The sequence below is a fragment of the Micromonospora sp. CA-248260 genome (genome assembly GCF_050942205.1).
GTDB lineage: Bacteria > Actinomycetota > Actinomycetes > Mycobacteriales > Micromonosporaceae > Micromonospora > Micromonospora antibiotica.
This window is the reverse complement of the sequence record NZ_CP192021.1, coordinates 918058-934977: the sequence shown is the minus strand read 5'-3', so window position 1 is coordinate 934977 and position 16920 is coordinate 918058. Positions and strand designations below refer to the sequence as shown.

Annotated in this window: 15 protein-coding genes; 9 read left to right on the top strand and 6 right to left on the bottom strand. The window is 71.7% G+C overall.

What is annotated here, in order from left to right; translation table 11 throughout:
- Positions 1–2: 2 nt before the first annotated feature.
- Both ACQP2H_RS04400 and ACQP2H_RS04395 read right to left on the bottom strand, forming a co-directional pair.
- Positions 3–962, bottom strand: a complete 960-nt coding sequence (locus ACQP2H_RS04400; RefSeq protein ID WP_208568601.1) for an ATP-binding cassette domain-containing protein — start codon at positions 960–962, stop codon at positions 3–5.
- 115 nt (positions 963–1077) lie between these two features.
- Entirely contained in the window at positions 1078–1767 is a 690-nt protein-coding gene (locus ACQP2H_RS04395; protein ID WP_433231212.1) for a PadR family transcriptional regulator, read from the bottom strand.
- A 132-nt stretch (positions 1768–1899) separates the two neighbouring features.
- On the opposite strand from ACQP2H_RS04395, the gene ACQP2H_RS04390 reads away from it, so the two are divergent.
- Both ACQP2H_RS04390 and ACQP2H_RS04385 read left to right on the top strand, forming a co-directional pair.
- Positions 1900–3651, top strand: a complete 1752-nt coding sequence (locus tag ACQP2H_RS04390; protein WP_219467042.1) for an acetyl/propionyl/methylcrotonyl-CoA carboxylase subunit alpha — start codon at positions 1900–1902, stop codon at positions 3649–3651.
- Between the two features lie 156 nt (positions 3652–3807).
- Positions 3808–5247 (top strand): GuaB1 family IMP dehydrogenase-related protein, encoded by a 1440-nt coding sequence (locus ACQP2H_RS04385; RefSeq protein ID WP_433231208.1) that lies wholly within the window; start codon positions 3808–3810, stop codon positions 5245–5247.
- A gap of 360 nt (positions 5248–5607) precedes the next feature.
- Here ACQP2H_RS04385 and ACQP2H_RS04380 read toward each other — a convergent pair whose 3' ends face one another.
- On the bottom strand, positions 5608–6177 hold the full coding sequence (locus tag ACQP2H_RS04380) for a TetR/AcrR family transcriptional regulator (RefSeq protein WP_219467034.1): 570 nt from the start codon (positions 6175–6177) through the stop codon (positions 5608–5610).
- Between the two features lie 85 nt (positions 6178–6262).
- Between ACQP2H_RS04380 and ACQP2H_RS04375 the strand changes: the two genes are divergently transcribed.
- From ACQP2H_RS04375 to ACQP2H_RS04360, 4 genes are read left to right on the top strand one after another with little or no spacing between them, the layout of a single operon-like run.
- Positions 6263–6709: a DoxX family protein gene (locus ACQP2H_RS04375; protein ID WP_433231205.1), complete on the top strand. Its 447-nt coding sequence runs from the start codon at positions 6263–6265 to the stop codon at positions 6707–6709.
- Between the two features lie 31 nt (positions 6710–6740).
- Positions 6741–7265 carry a MarR family winged helix-turn-helix transcriptional regulator gene (locus tag ACQP2H_RS04370; RefSeq protein ID WP_219470663.1) on the top strand — a complete coding sequence of 175 codons (525 nt, stop codon included), beginning with the start codon at positions 6741–6743 and terminating at the stop codon, positions 7263–7265.
- Positions 7259–8992, top strand: a complete 1734-nt coding sequence (locus tag ACQP2H_RS04365) for an ABC transporter ATP-binding protein (protein ID WP_219467029.1) — start codon at positions 7259–7261, stop codon at positions 8990–8992. The genes ACQP2H_RS04370 and ACQP2H_RS04365 overlap by 7 nt, the downstream gene beginning before the upstream one ends.
- Positions 8989–11022 (top strand): ABC transporter ATP-binding protein, encoded by a 2034-nt coding sequence (locus ACQP2H_RS04360; RefSeq protein ID WP_219467027.1) that lies wholly within the window; start codon positions 8989–8991, stop codon positions 11020–11022. The genes ACQP2H_RS04365 and ACQP2H_RS04360 overlap by 4 nt, the downstream gene beginning before the upstream one ends.
- Positions 11023–11073: 51 nt before the next feature.
- On the opposite strand, the gene thrS is transcribed toward ACQP2H_RS04360, so the two are convergent.
- Positions 11074–12288, bottom strand: a complete 1215-nt coding sequence (thrS, locus tag ACQP2H_RS04355) for a threonine--tRNA ligase (protein WP_433231201.1) — start codon at positions 12286–12288, stop codon at positions 11074–11076.
- A 319-nt stretch (positions 12289–12607) separates the two neighbouring features.
- Entirely contained in the window at positions 12608–12886 is a 279-nt protein-coding gene (locus ACQP2H_RS04350) for an excalibur calcium-binding domain-containing protein (protein WP_208568609.1), read from the bottom strand.
- Between the two features lie 827 nt (positions 12887–13713).
- On the opposite strand from ACQP2H_RS04350, the gene ACQP2H_RS04345 reads away from it, so the two are divergent.
- Both ACQP2H_RS04345 and ACQP2H_RS04340 read left to right on the top strand, forming a co-directional pair.
- A complete protein-coding gene (locus tag ACQP2H_RS04345) occupies positions 13714–14349 on the top strand; it encodes a DedA family protein (protein ID WP_219467023.1) in 636 nt (211 codons plus the stop codon).
- A 54-nt stretch (positions 14350–14403) separates the two neighbouring features.
- Positions 14404–14736 (top strand): helix-turn-helix domain-containing protein, encoded by a 333-nt coding sequence (locus ACQP2H_RS04340; RefSeq protein ID WP_219467021.1) that lies wholly within the window; start codon positions 14404–14406, stop codon positions 14734–14736.
- A 120-nt stretch (positions 14737–14856) separates the two neighbouring features.
- Here the strand turns inward: ACQP2H_RS04340 and ACQP2H_RS04335 are convergent, their stop codons facing one another.
- Complete coding sequence (locus tag ACQP2H_RS04335; protein ID WP_219467012.1) at positions 14857–16260, bottom strand: NAD(P)H-quinone dehydrogenase; 1404 nt, start codon at positions 16258–16260, stop codon at positions 14857–14859.
- A gap of 106 nt (positions 16261–16366) precedes the next feature.
- On the opposite strand from ACQP2H_RS04335, the gene ACQP2H_RS04330 reads away from it, so the two are divergent.
- Positions 16367–16822 carry a gamma-glutamylcyclotransferase gene (locus ACQP2H_RS04330; protein ID WP_208568612.1) on the top strand — a complete coding sequence of 152 codons (456 nt, stop codon included), beginning with the start codon at positions 16367–16369 and terminating at the stop codon, positions 16820–16822.
- Positions 16823–16920 lie beyond the last annotated feature (98 nt).

The window sequence follows — 16920 nt, the reverse complement described above, 5'->3', positions numbered from 1 at the left end:
TCTCAGGACTCGCGCAGCGAGCGGCCGGTCTTGGTGAGGAAGACGTCGTCGAGGCTGGGGCGGTGCAGCTCGATGGAGCTCATGACCAGCCCGGCGTGGTCGAGCCGGCGCAGGACCTGCGGGATGGCGGTGGTGCCCTCGTCGACGTAGAGGCGCAGCCCGCCCTCGTCGACGGTCTCCAGCTTGTTGAGGTATTCCTCGCTGTCGAGGAGTTCGGCGGCCTGCGGGGTGCTCGCCACGTCGAGTCCGACGAGCACGACGTCGCCGGAGATCTCCCGCTTCAGCTCGGCCGGGGTGCCCTCGGCGACCACCTCGCCGTGGTCCATGATCGCGATCCGGTCGCAGAGCGCGTCGGCCTCGTCGAGGTAGTGCGTGGTGATGAAGACGGTCATCCCCTCGGTACGCAGCCGGCGGATCTCGTCCCACATGTGCGCGCGGCTCTGCGGGTCGAGGCCGGTGGTCGGCTCGTCGAGAAAGACGATCTTCGGCTCGTGGATGATGCCGAGGGCGATCTCCACCCGTCGCCGCTGGCCGCCCGAGTAGGTCTTGCACTTGCGGTCCGCGTACTCGGTGAGCTGGAAGGCCTCCAGGGCGCGGACCGCGCGGCGGTGCGCGTCGGCCTTGCCGATGCCGTACATCCGGGCGTGCAGGACGAGTTCCTCGCGGGCGGTGCTCTCGTCCCAGGTGCTGCCGCCCTGGGCGACGTAGCCGATCCGGCGGCGTACCTCGGCCGGGTCCTTGCGCAGGTCGGCACCGGCGATGGTGGCCTCGCCGCCGTCCGGCTCGATGAGCGTGGCGAGCATCCGCAGGGTGGTGGTCTTGCCGGCGCCGTTGGGGCCGAGGAAACCGAAGATCTCTCCCGCCGGGACCTGGAGGTTCACCCCCCGGACGGCGTCGACCGTTTTCGTCTCCCGACCCTGCCGGGAGCGGAACGACTTCCGCAGCCCTCTGGTCTCGATCATCTCTGCTCCTGGTCGTCCGGGCCGGGTGGTGCCGGCCGTCGTCTGCCCCCGTGACGCCGTGCGGCGCACTCCCGCAACGGGCCGGAAGCAGGCTAACGCGATATAGCTTCTATGGTCAACGTTGATTATTGCTTTTCTCGACGGGCGGCGGAGCACCGTCGGTCGTGCCGGGCGGCAGAGCACCCTCGGCCGTGCCGCGCTGCGGAGCGCCGTCGGTCCAGCCGGGCCAGACGCCCGCCCCCGTCAGCCCAGCAGGCAGGTACGACACCCCGGAGTCGATCCGCTCGGCGATCCGCCCGCACCACGCCATCTCCGCCTCGGCCCGGGCCAGCCACAGCTCGAACATCCAGGTCACGTGCACCGGCTTGCTGTCGCGCACCCAGTCGGAGTCCAACGAGGCACGCATCGACTCGACACCGGCGCGCAGCAGGTTCGCCCGGTTGCGCAGCGCCGCCGCCGCCTCCTCGCGGGGCATCGCCGGCAGGAACGAGAAGGCCGCCGCGAACGGGTCCGGCACCTCGTGCAGCTGCCACCACTGCGCCCGCAGCAACGTCTCGAACTCCTCGCCCCCCTTGGGCGTCACCTCGTAGGTGGTGCGCGCCGGACGGGCACCGACCTGCTCGGTGGCGACCGCCCGCAACAGGCCCTCCTCGGTCAGCTTGCGCAACGCGTGGTAGATCGAGCCGGGCTGCACGTTCGCCCACTTGTCGGCACCCCAGCTCAACAGCTCGCGGCGTACGTCGTAGCCGTGCACGGGCTGCATCCACCGAACCAGCCCCAGGATCATCAACCGAGTCGCAGACACCGTACAAGCGTAATAACCAAGTTTGACTAGTCGACCGCGACCACAGTGCGGCATCCCACACTGAATGATCGTTAGGGGGCCTCCGGGCTGCCGATACACTCCCGAGGCAACGACCCCGGGAGGAGCACCAAGGTGCGCAAGGTACTCATCGCCAACCGTGGAGAGATCGCCGTCCGCGTCATCCGGGCCTGCCGCGACGCGGGTCTGGGCAGCGTCGCCGTCTACGCGGACTCCGACCGGGACGCCCTGCACACCACCCTCGCCGACGAGGCGTACGCCCTCGGTGGCGACACCGCCGCCGACAGCTACCTGCGCATCGACAAGCTGATCGAGGTGGCCCGGCGGGCCGGCGCGGACGCCGTACACCCGGGTTACGGCTTCCTCTCCGAGAACGCCGACTTCGCCCAGGCCGTGCTGGACGCGGGCCTGACCTGGATCGGTCCGACCCCGCAGGCGATCCGCGACCTCGGTGACAAGGTCACCGCCCGGCACCTCGCCCAACGGGCCGGTGCACCCCTGGTCCCCGGCACCGCCGACCCGGTCGCCGACGCCGACGAGGTGACCGCCTTCGCCGTGGAGCACGGCCTGCCGGTCGCCATCAAGGCCGCCTTCGGCGGGGGCGGGCGGGGCCTCAAGGTAGCCCGCACCCTGGAGGAGATCCCCCACCTGTTCGAGTCGGCCACCCGGGAGGCAGTCGCCGCGTTCGGCCGGGGCGAGTGCTTCGTCGAGCGCTACCTCGACCAGCCCCGGCACGTCGAGGCGCAGGTGCTGGCCGACCGGCACGGCAACGTCGTCGTGGTCGGCACCCGGGACTGCTCCCTGCAACGCCGGCACCAGAAGCTGGTCGAGGAGGCCCCCGCGCCGTTCCTCACCGACGCGCAGCGCAACCAGATCCACGACAGCGCCAAGGCGATCTGCCGGGAGGCCGGCTACCACGGTGCCGGCACGGTCGAATACCTGGTCGGCGGCGACGGCACCGTCTCCTTCCTGGAGGTCAACACCCGGCTCCAGGTGGAGCACCCGGTCACCGAGGAGACCGCCGGCGTCGACCTGGTCCGCGAACAGTTCCGGATCGCCGACGGCGAGAAACTGCGGTTCACCGCGGACCCGACCCCGCGCGGGCACGCCATCGAGTTCCGGATCAACGGCGAGGACCCGGGCCGCAACTTCCTGCCCGCCCCCGGCACCATCACCGCGCTGCGGCTGCCCACCGGCCCCGGCGTCCGGGTCGACACCGGGGTCAGCGCCGGCGACGTGATCGGCGGCAACTTCGACTCGCTGCTGGCCAAGGTGATCGTCACCGGCGAGACCCGCGCCGAGGCGATCGAACGGGCCCGCCGGGTGCTCGACGAGATGGTCGTCGAGGGGATGGCCACCGCGCTGCCGTTCCACCGCCTCGTCGTCCGCGACCCGGCGTTCACCACCGAGCCGTTCACCGTGCACACCCGATGGATCGAGACCGAGTTCGACAACACCGTCCCGGCGTTCACCCCGACCGCCGGCCCCGCCGAGACGGCGGCGGCACGCGAGACCGTCGTGGTCGAGGTGGGCGGCAAGCGGCTGGAGGTCACCCTCCCCGCCGGCCTCACCGGGGGTACGACCACCGCCGCCCCCGCCGCCCGCCGGCCGGCCCGTCGCGGTGGCGGCACCGGCACGGGTACGGCGGTCAGCGGCGACGCGCTCACCTCCCCCATGCAGGGCACCATCGTCAAGATCGCCGTCGCGGACGGGGACACCGTCGCCGAGGGGGACCTGGTCGTCGTCCTGGAGGCGATGAAGATGGAGCAGCCGTTGCACGCGCACAAGGCGGGCACGGTCGCGGGGCTCGCCGCCGAGGTCGGTGCGGTGCTCACCGCCGGCGCGGCGATCTGCACCATCGCCTGACCCGCTCCACGGCCCGCCGCCTGTTCCGCCTTCCGGCCGTACCCCCGGTGGGCCGGCAGATCCCCGGCCCCCCGCCGCCGGACGGCCCCCGCAGCGGTGGGGTGGTCTGGGCCACCGACGGCGGCGGGACGGGGCGGAAGCGGGAATGATGGCGGGGTGAGGTTCCTTCATGGCGCGGTGCCCGCGCACGACCTGACCTACAACGACGTCTTCATGGCCCCGGCCCGGTCCGAGGTCGGTTCGCGGCTCGACGTCGACCTGTCCACCGGTGACGGCACCGGCACCACCATCCCGCTGGTGGTGGCGAACATGACGGCGGTGGCCGGCCGGCGGATGGCCGAGACGGTGGCCCGGCGCGGCGCGATCGCGGTCATCCCGCAGGACATCCCGATCGAGGTGGTCGCCACCGTGGTCGACTGGGTCAAGCAGCGGCACCTGGTGCACGACACCCCGATCACGCTCGGCCCGACCGACACCGTCGGCGACGCCATCCACCTGCTGCCCAAGAAGTCCCACGGCGCGGTGGTGGTGGTCGACGAGGCCGGTCGGCCGGTGGGGGTGGTCACCGAGGCGGACACCCACGAGGTGGACCGGTTCGCCCAGCTCCAACACGTGATGTCGACCGAGCTGCACACGGTGCCGGCCGACGCGGACCCGCGTACCGGATTCGAACGGCTCAACGCGGGACGGCGGCGACTGGCCCCGGTGGTCGACGACGACGGTCGCCTGGTCGGGGTGCTCACCCGGCAGGGCGCGCTGCGGGCCACCCTCTACCGGCCGGCCGTCGACGACCGGGGGCGGCTGCGCATCGCGGCGGCGGTCGGCATCAACGGTGACGTCACCGGAAAGGCCGAGGCGCTGCTCGCGGCGGGCGTCGACACCCTCGTGGTGGACACCGCGCACGGGCACCAGGAACGGATGATGTCCGCGTTGCGGGCGGTCCGCAAACTCGACCCCCCGGTCCCGGTGGCCGCCGGCAACGTGGTCACCGCCGAGGGGGTACACGACCTGGTCGAGGCGGGCGCGGACATCATCAAGGTCGGGGTGGGGCCGGGCGCGATGTGCACCACCCGGATGATGACCGGGGTCGGCCGACCCCAGTTCTCCGCCGTGCTGGACTGCGCGGCGGCGGCCCGCGCCCTCGGCCGGCACGTCTGGGCCGACGGCGGGGTACGCCACCCCCGGGACGTGGCGCTGGCGCTGGCCGCCGGGGCGTCCAACGTGATGGTGGGCTCCTGGTTCGCCGGCACCTACGAGTCACCGGGTGACCTCTACACCGAGCCGGACGGCCGACGCTACAAGGAGAGCTTCGGGATGGCCTCGTCGCGGGCCGTCAGCGCCCGGACCGCCGAGGACAGCGCCTTCGACCGGGCCCGTAAGGCGATCTTCGAGGAGGGCATCTCCACCGCCCGGATGTACCTGGACCCGGCCCGCCCCGGTGTCGAGGACCTGATCGACGAGATCATCTCCGGGGTACGCAGCGCCTGCACCTACGCCGGCGCCCGCACCCTCGACGAGTTCCACGAACGCGCCCTGGTCGGCGTCCAGAGCCACGCCGGCTACACCGAAGGCATGCCCCTCCCCACCAGCTGGTAACCCCCCTCCCCCTCCCACTCCCCCTCCCACCCCTCGCCCCCACCCCCCCGCCCCGCCCCGCCCCCGGACGAGTTGATCGAGAGGTTTGCGTCACCCACCGCCAGATTCCCGACGCAAACTTCTTGATCACCACCTCACCAACCCGCTCTGCTCGGGTGATCAAGAGGTTTACGTCACCGGCAACGGAATTCCTGACGCGAATCTCTTGATCACCGACTCAGGCACTCAGACGGTGGGGTGATCAAGAGGTTTGCGTCAGCTGGGGTGGACGGGGTGACGTAAACCTCTTGATCAACTCACCCGGGGGCGGGGGCGGGGGCGGGGGTGGGGTGGGGCGGGGTGGGGGTGGGGGTGGGTGGGTCAGGGTGGGGGGATTAGGTGGCGGATTACGGTGCGGGCGGCGGCGCGGGGGTCGGCGTCGACGTCGGGGGGTAGCGCGCCGGAGAGCCAGAGCGTGGCGAAGCCGTGCACGATCGACCAGGCGGCCAACGCGTCCGTCCGTGACTCGCCCGGCTCGGCCCGGTGCGGTGGCAGGGCCGCCACGCCGAGGTGCAGCGCCGCACCCGCGCGCTCCCGGGCGGCCCGCACCTCGGGGGCGTCGGCCCGGTACAGGTCGGGTCGGAACATCACCTCGAAGTGCGCCCGGTGACTGACGGCGAAGTCCACGTAGGCCACCCCGACGTCGAGCAGGTCGCCACCGGCTGCGGTCAGCGCGGCGGCCAGCAGGTCGAACCCCTCGACGGCGAGGGCGGTGAGCAACCCGGCCTTGTCACCGAAGTGGTGGGTCGGGGCGGCGTGCGAGACGCCCGCGCGGCGGGCGAGGTCGCGCAGGCTGAGCGCCGCCGGGCCGGATTCTTCGATCGCCGCCACCGCCGCCGTGAGCAGGGCGCGAGGCAGATCTCCGTGGTGGTAGGCGCGGGTGACGGTCATGACACGATCGTATCTTTACGTTGACAAGAAAGCGATCGGGGCGGCTATCTTGGCAATATAAAGATTTGCGCCTCAGGAGGTTCGCATGGTTCCGTTCATCGCTCTGCTCGTCGGCACCGCCGTCGCACGCCTGGTCGGCCTGGCGGGCGTGGACGCGCTCGACGGCTGGCACCCCGCGCTCCGCGTCGGCCTGGCACTACTTTTCGTGCTGACCGGTTTCGCCCACTTCACCTCGCCCCGCCGGGAGGGTCTGATCGCCATGGTCCCGCCCCGCCTGCCCTTCCCCGGCGCCCTGGTCACCATGACCGGAGCGCTGGAGCTGGCGGGCGCGGTGGGCCTGCTGATCCCGGTCACCGCCCGCCCGGTCGCCGCCGGCCTGGCCCTGATGATGGTGGCGATGTTCCCCGCGAACGTCTCGGCGGCCCGACGCGGCCTGACCCTGGCCGGTCGACCCGTCACCCCGCTCGGTCCGCGTACGGCGCTCCAGATCCTGTACGTCGGAGCAGCCCTGGCCATTTCGTTTGGCCCCTGACGGTCTGGGGGCTAACATACTCAGCGTGCAGATGGAACCACTGGCTGCCTATCCCGACGTGCTCCGCAGCGTGCCGCTCGGGCGGCTGCTGTCGGTCGCCGGCCACCTCGTCGACCAGCACTGGGGTCGTTACCTGGCCGAACACCACGGCCTCACCCCGGCCGGGATGCGGGTGCTGTTCACCCTGACCCATCTCGACGACGCCACCCACCGGGACGTCGCCGACCGCTGCTTCGTCCGGCCCGCCACCCTCACCGGGATCGTCGACACCCTCGAACGGGACGGCTTCGTCGAGCGCCGCCGCGACGACGCCGACCGGCGGACCGTCCGACTGGCGCTGACCGACAAGGGGCGGGAACACACCCGCTCCCTGGTCGACCGGATGCGCACCGACACCCCGCTCACCTCCGTCGACGCCGACCCGGCCCGACGCGCGGTGATCCGGGATTTTCTGATCGAGGTCATCACGACCATGTCCGACGGGGAGGACAAGAGGTTGACAACACAGCACCAGGACACGACCGACGACCCGAGGCCCGGGAGCCATCCGTGCTGATCAGTCTGCTGCGCCGCTACCTGCGGCCCTACCACCGGCCGCTGGGCGCGGTGGTGCTGCTCCAGTTCGTCGGCACGATGGCCTCGCTCTACCTGCCGAGCCTCAACGCCGACATCATCGACCTGGGGGTGGCCCGGGGCGACACCGACTACATCATCCGTACCGGCGGTTGGATGCTGCTGGTCAGCCTGCTCCAGATCGCCTGCGCGGTGACGGCGGTCTACTTCGGCGCGCGTACCGCGATGGCCTTCGGCCGGGACGTCCGCGCGGCGATCTTCAGGCAGGTCAACCGGTTCTCCGCCCGCGAGGTGGCCCGCTTCGGCGCACCCTCGCTGATCACCCGCAACACCAACGACGTGCAACAGGTGCAGATGCTCGTGCTGATGAGCTGCACCATGCTGGTCGCCGCGCCGATCATGAGCGTCGGCGGGGTGGTGATGGCGCTGCGGGAGGACATCGGCCTGTCCTGGCTGATGCTGGTCAGCGTGCCGGTGCTCGCCATCGCGCTGGGCCTGGTCATCCGCCAGATGGTGCCCGGGTTCCGGCTCATGCAGACCCGCATCGACACGGTCAACCGGGTGCTCCGCGAGCAGATCACCGGCATCCGGGTGGTCCGGGCGTTCGTCCGCGAGCCGTACGAGACGCAGCGGTTCGGGGTGGCCAACGCCGACCTGACCGCCACCGCCCTGCGGGTCGGTCGGCTGATGGCGCTGATCTTCCCGGTGGTGATGCTGGTGCTCAACGTCTCCAGCGTCGCCGTGCTGTGGTTCGGGGCGCAGCGGGTCGACTCCGGGCAGATCCAGATCGGCGCGCTGACCGCCTTCCTGGCGTACCTGATGCAGATCCTGATGGCCGTCATGATGGCCACTTTCATGCTGATGATGGTGCCGCGCGCGGCGGTCTGCGCCGAACGCGTCACCGAGGTGCTGGACACCGAGTCCACTGTGGTGCCACCGGCCGACCCGGTCACCCGGGTCGACGGCCACGGTGAGCTGGAGCTGCGCGGTGTGGCCTTCCAGTACCCGGGGGCCAGCGCGCCGGTGCTGCACGACATCTCGTTCCGGGCCACCCCGGGGCGGACCACCGCCGTGATCGGGTCGACCGGCGCCGGCAAGACCACCCTGCTGACCCTGATCCCCCGGCTGGTCGACCCGACCGCCGGCACAGTGCTGGTCGACGGGGTCGACGTCCGCGAACTGGCCCCCGAGGAGCTGTGGCGGCGGATCGGCCTGGTGCCGCAGAAGCCCTACCTGTTCACCGGCACGGTGGCCAGCAACCTGCGCTACGGCAACCCGGACGCCACCGACGACGAGCTGTGGACGGCGTTGGAGATCGCCCAGGCCCGGGACTTCGTGGCCCAGATGACCGGCGGGCTGGACGCCCCGATCACGCAGGGCGGGACGAACGTCTCCGGCGGGCAGCGGCAACGCCTCGCCATCGCGCGGGCGCTCGTCCGCAAGCCGGAGATCTACCTGTTCGACGACTCGTTCTCGGCGCTCGACCTGGGCACCGACGCCCGGTTGCGGGCCGCGCTGCGCCCGGTCACCGCCGACGCCGCAGTGGTGATCGTCGCCCAACGGGTCTCCACGATCATCGACGCCGACCAGATCATCGTGCTGGAGGACGGAGGCGTGGTCGGGATGGGCCGCCACGACGAACTACTCGACGACTGTCCCACGTACGCCGAGATCGTGGCGTCCCAGCAGACGACGGGGGTGCCGGCATGACCGCCGTACCCGAGCAGAAGAAGGCCCCGGAGGAGACCACGCCGAAGCGGCTGCCGGCGGCCGGCCGGCGCACCGGCGGGCCGCCGTGGATGAGCGCCGGCATGCCGGCGGAGAAGTCGATGAACTTCGGGCCGTCGGCCCGCCGGCTGCTCGGCCGGCTGCGACCGCACCGGGTGACGCTGACCGGCATCATCGCCCTGGCGGTGACCAGCGTCGGGTTCAGCGTGATCGGGCCGAAGATCCTCGGCCACGCCACCGACATCATCTTCGCCGGGGTGATCGGCCGGCAGTTGCCTGCGGGCACCACCGTCGACCAGGCGGTGTCCGGGATGCGGGCCGCCGGCAACGACAACCTCGCCGACATGGTCGCCCGGATGGACGTGGTCCCCGGGGCCGGCATCGACTTCGACGCCCTCGGCCGGACGCTGCTGTTCGCCCTCGGCCTCTATGTCGCCGCCAGCCTGCTGATGTGGTGGCAGGGCTGGCTGCTCAACGGGGTGGTGCAGGCCACCGTGCTGCGGTTGCGTGCCGAGGTGGAGGAGAAACTCAACCGGCTGCCGCTGCCCTACTTCGACCGGCAGCCGCGCGGCGAGCTGCTCAGCCGGGTCACCAACGACATCGACAACATCTCGCAGACCCTGTCGCAGACGCTGAGCCAACTGCTCACCTCGCTGCTGACCGTGGTCGGCGTACTGGCGATGATGTTCTGGATCTCGCCGCTGCTGGCGCTGGTCGCGCTGGTCGCGGTGCCGCTGTCGGTGATCGTGACGCAGCAGATCGCCAAGCGGTCGCAGCAGAAGTTCATCGCCCAGTGGACCCACACCGGCGAGCTGAACGGTCAGATCGAGGAGGCGTTCACCGGCCACGAACTGGTCAAGGTCTTCGGTCGCTCCCCGGAGGTGGAGGCCACCTTCCACGCCAAGAACGAGGAGTTGTTCCGGGCCAGCTTCGGCGCCCAGTTCATCTCCGGGATCATCATGCCGGCGATGATGTTCGTCGGGAACCTCAGCTACGTGGCGATCGCCGTGGTCGGCGGGCTGCGGGTGGCCTCCGGGTCGATGAGCCTCGGTGACGTGCAGGCGTTCATCCAGTACTCGCGGCAGTTCACCCAGCCGCTCACCCAGCTCGCCTCGATGGCGAACCTGCTCCAGTCCGGGGTGGCCTCCGCCGAACGGGTGTTCGCCGTCCTCGACGCCGACGAGCAGAGCCCCGACCCGGCCACGCCGGCCCGGGTCGTCGAACCGCACGGCCGGGTCGAGTTCGAGAACATCTCCTTCCGGTACGACCCGGACAAGCCGCTGATCGACGACCTGTCGCTGGTCGCCGAGCCCGGCCACACCGTCGCCATCGTCGGCCCCACCGGCGCCGGCAAGACCACCCTGGTCAACCTGGTGATGCGCTTCTACGAACTGGACGCCGGGCGGATCACCCTCGACGGGGTGGACATCACCACGCTGCGCCGCGACGACCTGCGCGGCCGGATCGGCATGGTGCTCCAGGACACCTGGCTGTTCGGCGGCACCATCCGGGACAACATCGCCTACGGCCGGCCGGACGCCACCGAGGAGGAGATCCTCGCCGCCGCGCGGGCCACCTTCGTGGACCGGTTCGTCCGTAGCCTCCCCGACGGGTACGACACCGTCATCGACGAGGAGGGCAGCAACGTCAGCGCCGGGGAGAAGCAGCTCATCACCATCGCGCGGGCGTTCCTGGCGGAGCCGTCGCTGCTGATCCTGGACGAGGCGACCAGCTCGGTGGACACCCGTACCGAGGTGCTGCTGCAACGGGCGATGGCGGCGCTGCGCTCCGACCGGACCAGCTTCGTCATCGCGCACCGGCTGTCCACGATCCGCGACGCCCACCTGATCCTGATGATGGAGGACGGGCGGATCGTCGAGCAGGGCACCCACCAGCAACTGCTCGCCGCGCGGGGGGCGTACCACCGGCTCTACCAGGCGCAGTTCGCCGCGGCGGTGGTCGACGACGAGGTTGCGCCGGCAGCGGCGGCACCGGCACCGGCCCGGGGCTGAGTGACAGACCGGTGCGGGGGCCGGGGGGACGACCCTCCGGCCCCCGCACCGTCAGCCGGCGGGGAGCAGTTGCGCCGAGCGGGCCGCGACCACCGCGCCGATCAGCCGCACCGCGTCCGCCGCCGGCATCGGGTCGAGGCTGCGACCGTCGCGCAGCCGCAGGGCCACCGCGTCGTCGGCGGCCTCGCGGGCCCCGACCACCCCGACGTACGGCGCCCGGCGGCGGGCCGCGTCGCGGACCCGGGCACCCAGCGAACCGCCCGCGTCCACCTCGACCCGCAGCCCGGCGTCGACCGCCCGGCGGGCCACCCGGTCCACCGCGTCGGCCTGCCCGGCGTCGACCGGCAGGAGCAGCAGCTGCACCGGGGCGTACCAGGGCGGGAAGGCGCCCTCGTGCGCCTCGATCAGGTAGGCGAACAGCCGCTCCATGCTCCCGACCAGGCTGCGGTGCACCAGCACCGGTCGTCGCCGGGCACCGGCCGCATCGGTGTACGACAGGTCGAACTTCTCCGGCTTGTCGAAGTCGATCTGCACGGTGGAGATGGTCGACTCCCGGCCTGCCGCGTCGACGATCTGGATGTCGATCTTCGGGCCGTAGAAGGCGGCCTCACCGGGGACCTCCACGTGGTCCACCCCGTCGAGGGCGGCCCGGAGCAGCTCCTCGGCGCGCGCCCAGGACGCGTCGTCCCCGACGTACTTCGCGCCCGGCCCGCGCAGCGACAACCGGAACCCGGCCGGGCGGACGCCGAGCGCCGCGTGCGCCTGGTGGATCAGCCGCAGGATCTCCCGCACCTCGTCGCCGACCTGCTCCAGGGTGCAGAAGTTGTGCGCGTCGTTGAGCGAGATCGCCCGCACCCGGGCCAGCCCGCCGAGCACCCCGGACCGTTCCGCCCGGTACATCCCGCCCAGCTCGCCGACGCGCAGCGGCAACTCCCGGTAGGAGCGGCCCCGGGCCCGGTAGACCAGTGCGTGGTGCGGGCAGAGCGCCGGCCGGAGCAGCAACTCGTCGTCACCCATCCGCATCGGTGGGAACATCTCGTCGGCGAAGTGGCCGAGGTGCCCGGACAGCGCGAACAACTCGCGCCGGCCCAGCGGTGGCGAGTAGACGTGCTGGTAGCCGGCCCGGCGTTCCAGCTCGCGGACGTACTCCTCGACGGCGTGCCGGGCCGCCGCGCCGGCCGGCAGCCAGATCGGCAGCCCGGCCCCCGCGAGCGGATCGGAGACGAACAGGTCCAGTTCGCGGCCGAGCCTACGGTGGTCGATCATGTCGCGCTCCTTGATCGGGTACGACCCGGAGGCGACCGTGCCCGCGACGCCACGAGGCCCCGGGCGGATCGCCCGGGGCCTCGTCGACGGTGAACGTCAGTGCGGCACGCCGGGATCTCCCGGCGTCGTGGTCACCACAGCACTGCGCATACCGTCACCGTACGAGCCCGGCGACGCCCGGGGCGAACGCTTTACGGCCGACCGGCCTGCGGCGCGCGGTCCCCCCGGCCCCGCGCTGTCCGGCACGGCGCGCGGCGCGGCGCGGTCCGGCGCTGCGGTCCGGCGCTGCGGTCCGGCCCTGCGATCCGCTGCGGCACGGTCAGCGCTTCTCGCAGGCGACCTTGTCCTTGTCCCGGTCCAGGTGGGTGTTCTTCGCGTAGACCGAATCCGACACGGTGAAGTTCGTGACCGGCTTGGTGCTGCCCCGGACCTTGTCCTTCGCGCCCTTCTTGCCCACCCCGTGCTTGTACTTCTTGTTCAGTTCGGTGCAGTTCTTGTACTTCGTCGCCGCCGCCTCGGCCGGGCCGGTCACGACGACGAGGGTGCTGCCGAGCGCCAGGGTCACGGCGAGCGCGCCCCGCACCAGGATGGAAACCATCTACGAGCCTCCGAAAGGAATGTCGGTTGAGCCCGGAACGCTATCCGGGCGACACCGGCGGGTGGGGCGTCGTGTCCCCGGGCCGACAGCCGGTGTGTCCGAACGATGATCACCGGTCGGCCGGTAGCGGCGCGACGCCGCTGTGACGGCCGTGAGACGTCGTACGACCCGCGCGGCCGACCGCCGGGAAGGGGGAGGGTGCCCGGCTCGACCGGGTGCGGGTGACCGGCGCAGCCGGGGTCGGGCCGGCGGCACCGGTCCGACCCGCCGGGTCGTCGCCGCGCGGCTGGGGTCAATCACCGGGTCCGGGCCGGTGACGGCGATACGGTTGGCTCAGTTGCCATCGTCAGAATCGACAGCCGTCATGATCAACGATCATCATCCGTGGCCGGCGCAGAGCGGGGGACCGGACCGGATCCGACGCTCACCGGTGTGGCGTTCCCGCTGGTCAGCACGCGGCTGTCCGGGTTCACCGGGGCGGAGATTAGGAGGGTCGCCGGCACGGGACCTGCCGGCGACCCACGGCGGCCCGCTCGTCAGGAACGGGGGACCCGACGGGTGGGGGGCCGCGTACCCAACGGTACGCCGACGACCGACGATCCGCCGACCCCCTCCGGGCGGCGAGCGGCGAACGGCGGACCGCGAGCGGCAGACGGCAGGCGGCCCTCCCCGCTGCTACCGGTGGCACACGGCGCGCAGTCGCGCGGTCTCCCCAGCAGGCACCGGTGGTGTCCGTGGTCACCACCGGCCGGTCCGGTCGCCGGTGCGGGCGAAGCCACCGGGAGGCTCGGTGCCTGGAATCGGCCCTGACCGGCGAGGTGGCAGTCGTGCCCGAGCTACTCACTGACGTCGCATCGCCCCTGCTGGCGTACCTGCTGCTGATGGGCCTGCTCGTCGCGGACGCCTTCGTGCCGGTCATCCCCACCCAGGCCGTCATGATCACCGGCGGTGCGCTCACCGTGGTGGGTGGGCTGAGCCTGCCGTTGACCATCGGCGTCGGGGCGCTCGGCGTCTTCGTCGGCGACCTCGCCTGCTACCTGCTCGGCCGCAGCGCCCCGGACCGGCGACAGGCCCGGCACGTCGCACCCGGTCGGGCCCGTCGGGTCGCCGGTCGGGTCACCCGGGGGCTGCGCCGCCCCGGACCGCTGACCATCCTGCTCTGCCGGTTCGTGCCCGGCGGCCGGATGGCGGCCTGCTTCTCCGCCGGCCGCAGCCGCTACCCCTACCGGCTGTTCCTCTGCTACGAGGCGCTGGCCGCCGTCGGCTGGGCCAGTTACGGGGCCATGGTGGGCCACCTCGGTGGCACCGCGCTCACCGGATCGGCCTGGCGGTTGGGGCTGGTCGCGGCAGCAGCGGCGGTCGGGTTCGGGGCGGCCGGCTGGACGATGACCCTGCTCAGCGCCCGCGCCGCCAGCCGGGACACCCGCACCGACCTGAGCGCGTCCACATCCCCACCGGCATAAGGTTTGCTTATATTGACGGGGTGTGGGACATCAGACTGCATCCTGAGGTGGACGATGAGCAACGGATCCGACTGGCGTGAGGTCAAAGCCAAGGCCCGCGAGCTGGACCCCTCCTGGGAGGACCCCGAGCGGATCGCCCGGCGCAGCCGGTTCCGCGAAAAGATGCTCGCCTCGGTGAGCGGCGCGCAACTGGCCGAGATCCGCCGGCAGCTCGGCATGACCCAGCAGCAACTCGCCGAAGCATCCGGCCTGTCCCAGGCCAGGATCAGCCAGATCGAGACCGGCGAACACACCAGCCTGGAGACCCTTCGCGCGTACGTCACCGGACTTGGCGGCCAGGTGGACGTGGTCGTCCGCATCGGGAACATCCAACTCAACGTGGCCTGAGATGCCACCGCCGGTCGGCTTGTCGGTCGACCGGCAACGCACGTCAGCCTCCACTGCGGCTGACGTCGCACGGTCGGGCGTCGGTCAGCTGCTCGACCGACGCCCGCCGAGGTCACCGGGTCATTCGAGTTCGTGCAGCATCAGCTGGCGGGCCGCCTCGGTGATCGAACCGGACAGGCTCGGATAGATGGTGATGGTCTGGGCCAACTCGTTGACGGTGAGGTTGTTCTCGATCGCCATCGTGATCGGCAGGATCAGCTCGCTGGCCTTGGGGGCCACCACCACCCCGCCGATCACCTGACCGGTCGACGGACGGCAGAACAGTTTGACGAAGCCGTCGGCCAGGTCGTCCATCTTCGCCCGGGCGTTGCCGGTCAGCGGCAGCATCACCTGACGGGCCAGGGTCCGGCCGGCGTCCGCCTCGTCCTGCGAGACACCCACGGTGGCCAGCTCCGGGTCGGTGAAGACGTTCGCGGCGACGGTCCGCAGCCGCAGCGGCCGGACCGCCTCGCCGAGGGCGTGCCACATCGCGATCCGGCCCTGCATGGCGGCCACGCTGGCCAGCGGCAGCACGCCGGTGCAGTCGCCGGCGGCGTAGATGCCGGGGACGTTGGTACGCGACACCCGGTCGACCGTGACGTAACCGCCCTTGGCCAGCTCGACGCCGTACTCGGCCAGGCCGAGGCCGGCGGTGTTCGGGATCGAGCCGACGGCGATCAGGGCGTGCGAACCGGTCACCACCCGCCCGTCGGAGAGGACCACCTCCACCCCGTCGTCGGTACGCCGGACCGCGTCCGCCCGGGAGTTGTTGAGGATGCTCATGCCCCGGCTGCGGAAGACCTGCTCGATGGCCATCGCCGCGTCGGCGTCCTCGTGCGGCATCACCCGGTCCCGGCTGGAGACCAACGTCACCTCGACCCCCATCGCCTGGTAGGCGCTGGCGAACTCGGCACCGGTGACGCCGGACCCCACCACGATCAGGTGGCTGGGCAACTCGGGCAGGTCGTACACCTGCCGCCAGGTGAGGATGCGCTCCCCGTCGGGCAACGCGGTGGGCAGCTGACGCGGGGTGGCGCCGGTCGCGACCAGCACGGTGGACGCGGCGATCGAGTATTCCTCGCCACCGTCGGTCGGGGTGACGACGACCCGGTGGGTGTGACCCAGGGTGTCCTCGCCGAGTCGGGCGGTGCCCGCGACGAAGGTCACCCCGGCCTTGATCAGCTTGGCGTGGATGTCGGCGGACTGGGCCAGGGCGAGCCGCTTCACCCGCTCGTGCACGGCCCGGGCGTCGACCGTGACCGCCTCCAGGCCGTCGGAGTGGATGCCGAACGCCTCGGTGTCCCGGTAGCCGGTCACCACCTCCGAGCTGGCGATGAAGGTCTTCGACGGGACACAGTCGGAGAGTACGCAGGCACCTCCGGCGCCGTCGGCCTCCACCACGGTGACGTCGGCGTCCAGCTGGGCGGCGACCAGGGCCGCCTCGTAGCCGGCCGGCCCCCCGCCGATGATCACGATGTGGCTCACAGCCCTCGCCCTCTCTCGGTGTTCACAGTGACTTTCTTCTCCCGAACCCGTGCGACACGCACCGTCGTATTCTCCCCCACCCGTCTGCCGGGCTATCGTCATCGCCGTGCGTCACTACGCGGCCTACGGCTCAAACCTGGACCCTGCCCGGATGCGTGCCTACTGTCCGCATTCGCCGATGGTGGGCGTCGGCTGGCTGGAGGGGTGGCGGCTGACCTTCGCGGGCGAGGACGTGATCGGCTGGGAGGGGTCCGTCAGCACCGTGGTCGAGTCCCCGGGCGACCGGGTCTTCGTGGCGCTCTACGACATCGACCCGTACGACGCCGCTCAGCTCGACGAGTTGGAGGGCGTCACCGCCGGCACGTACCGCAAACTCACCGTGCGGGTCTTGACGCTGGACGGTGACGTGACCGCCTGGGTGTACGTCTTCGACGGCTACGAGGGCGGCCTGCCGACCGCCTGGTACCTGTCGGAGATCGCCAACGCCGCCGAGAAGGCGGGCGCACCCGACGACTACGTCTCCGAGCTGCGGTCCCGCCCCACCGGCACCGCCTCGGCGTAACGCGTGTCGCACCCGTCCAGTGTGCTACCGGCGTCGCTGACGCCCGACGGCGACCCCGTCGGGCGTCAGCTCCGGCACACACCGGGCCGGCCGGGACA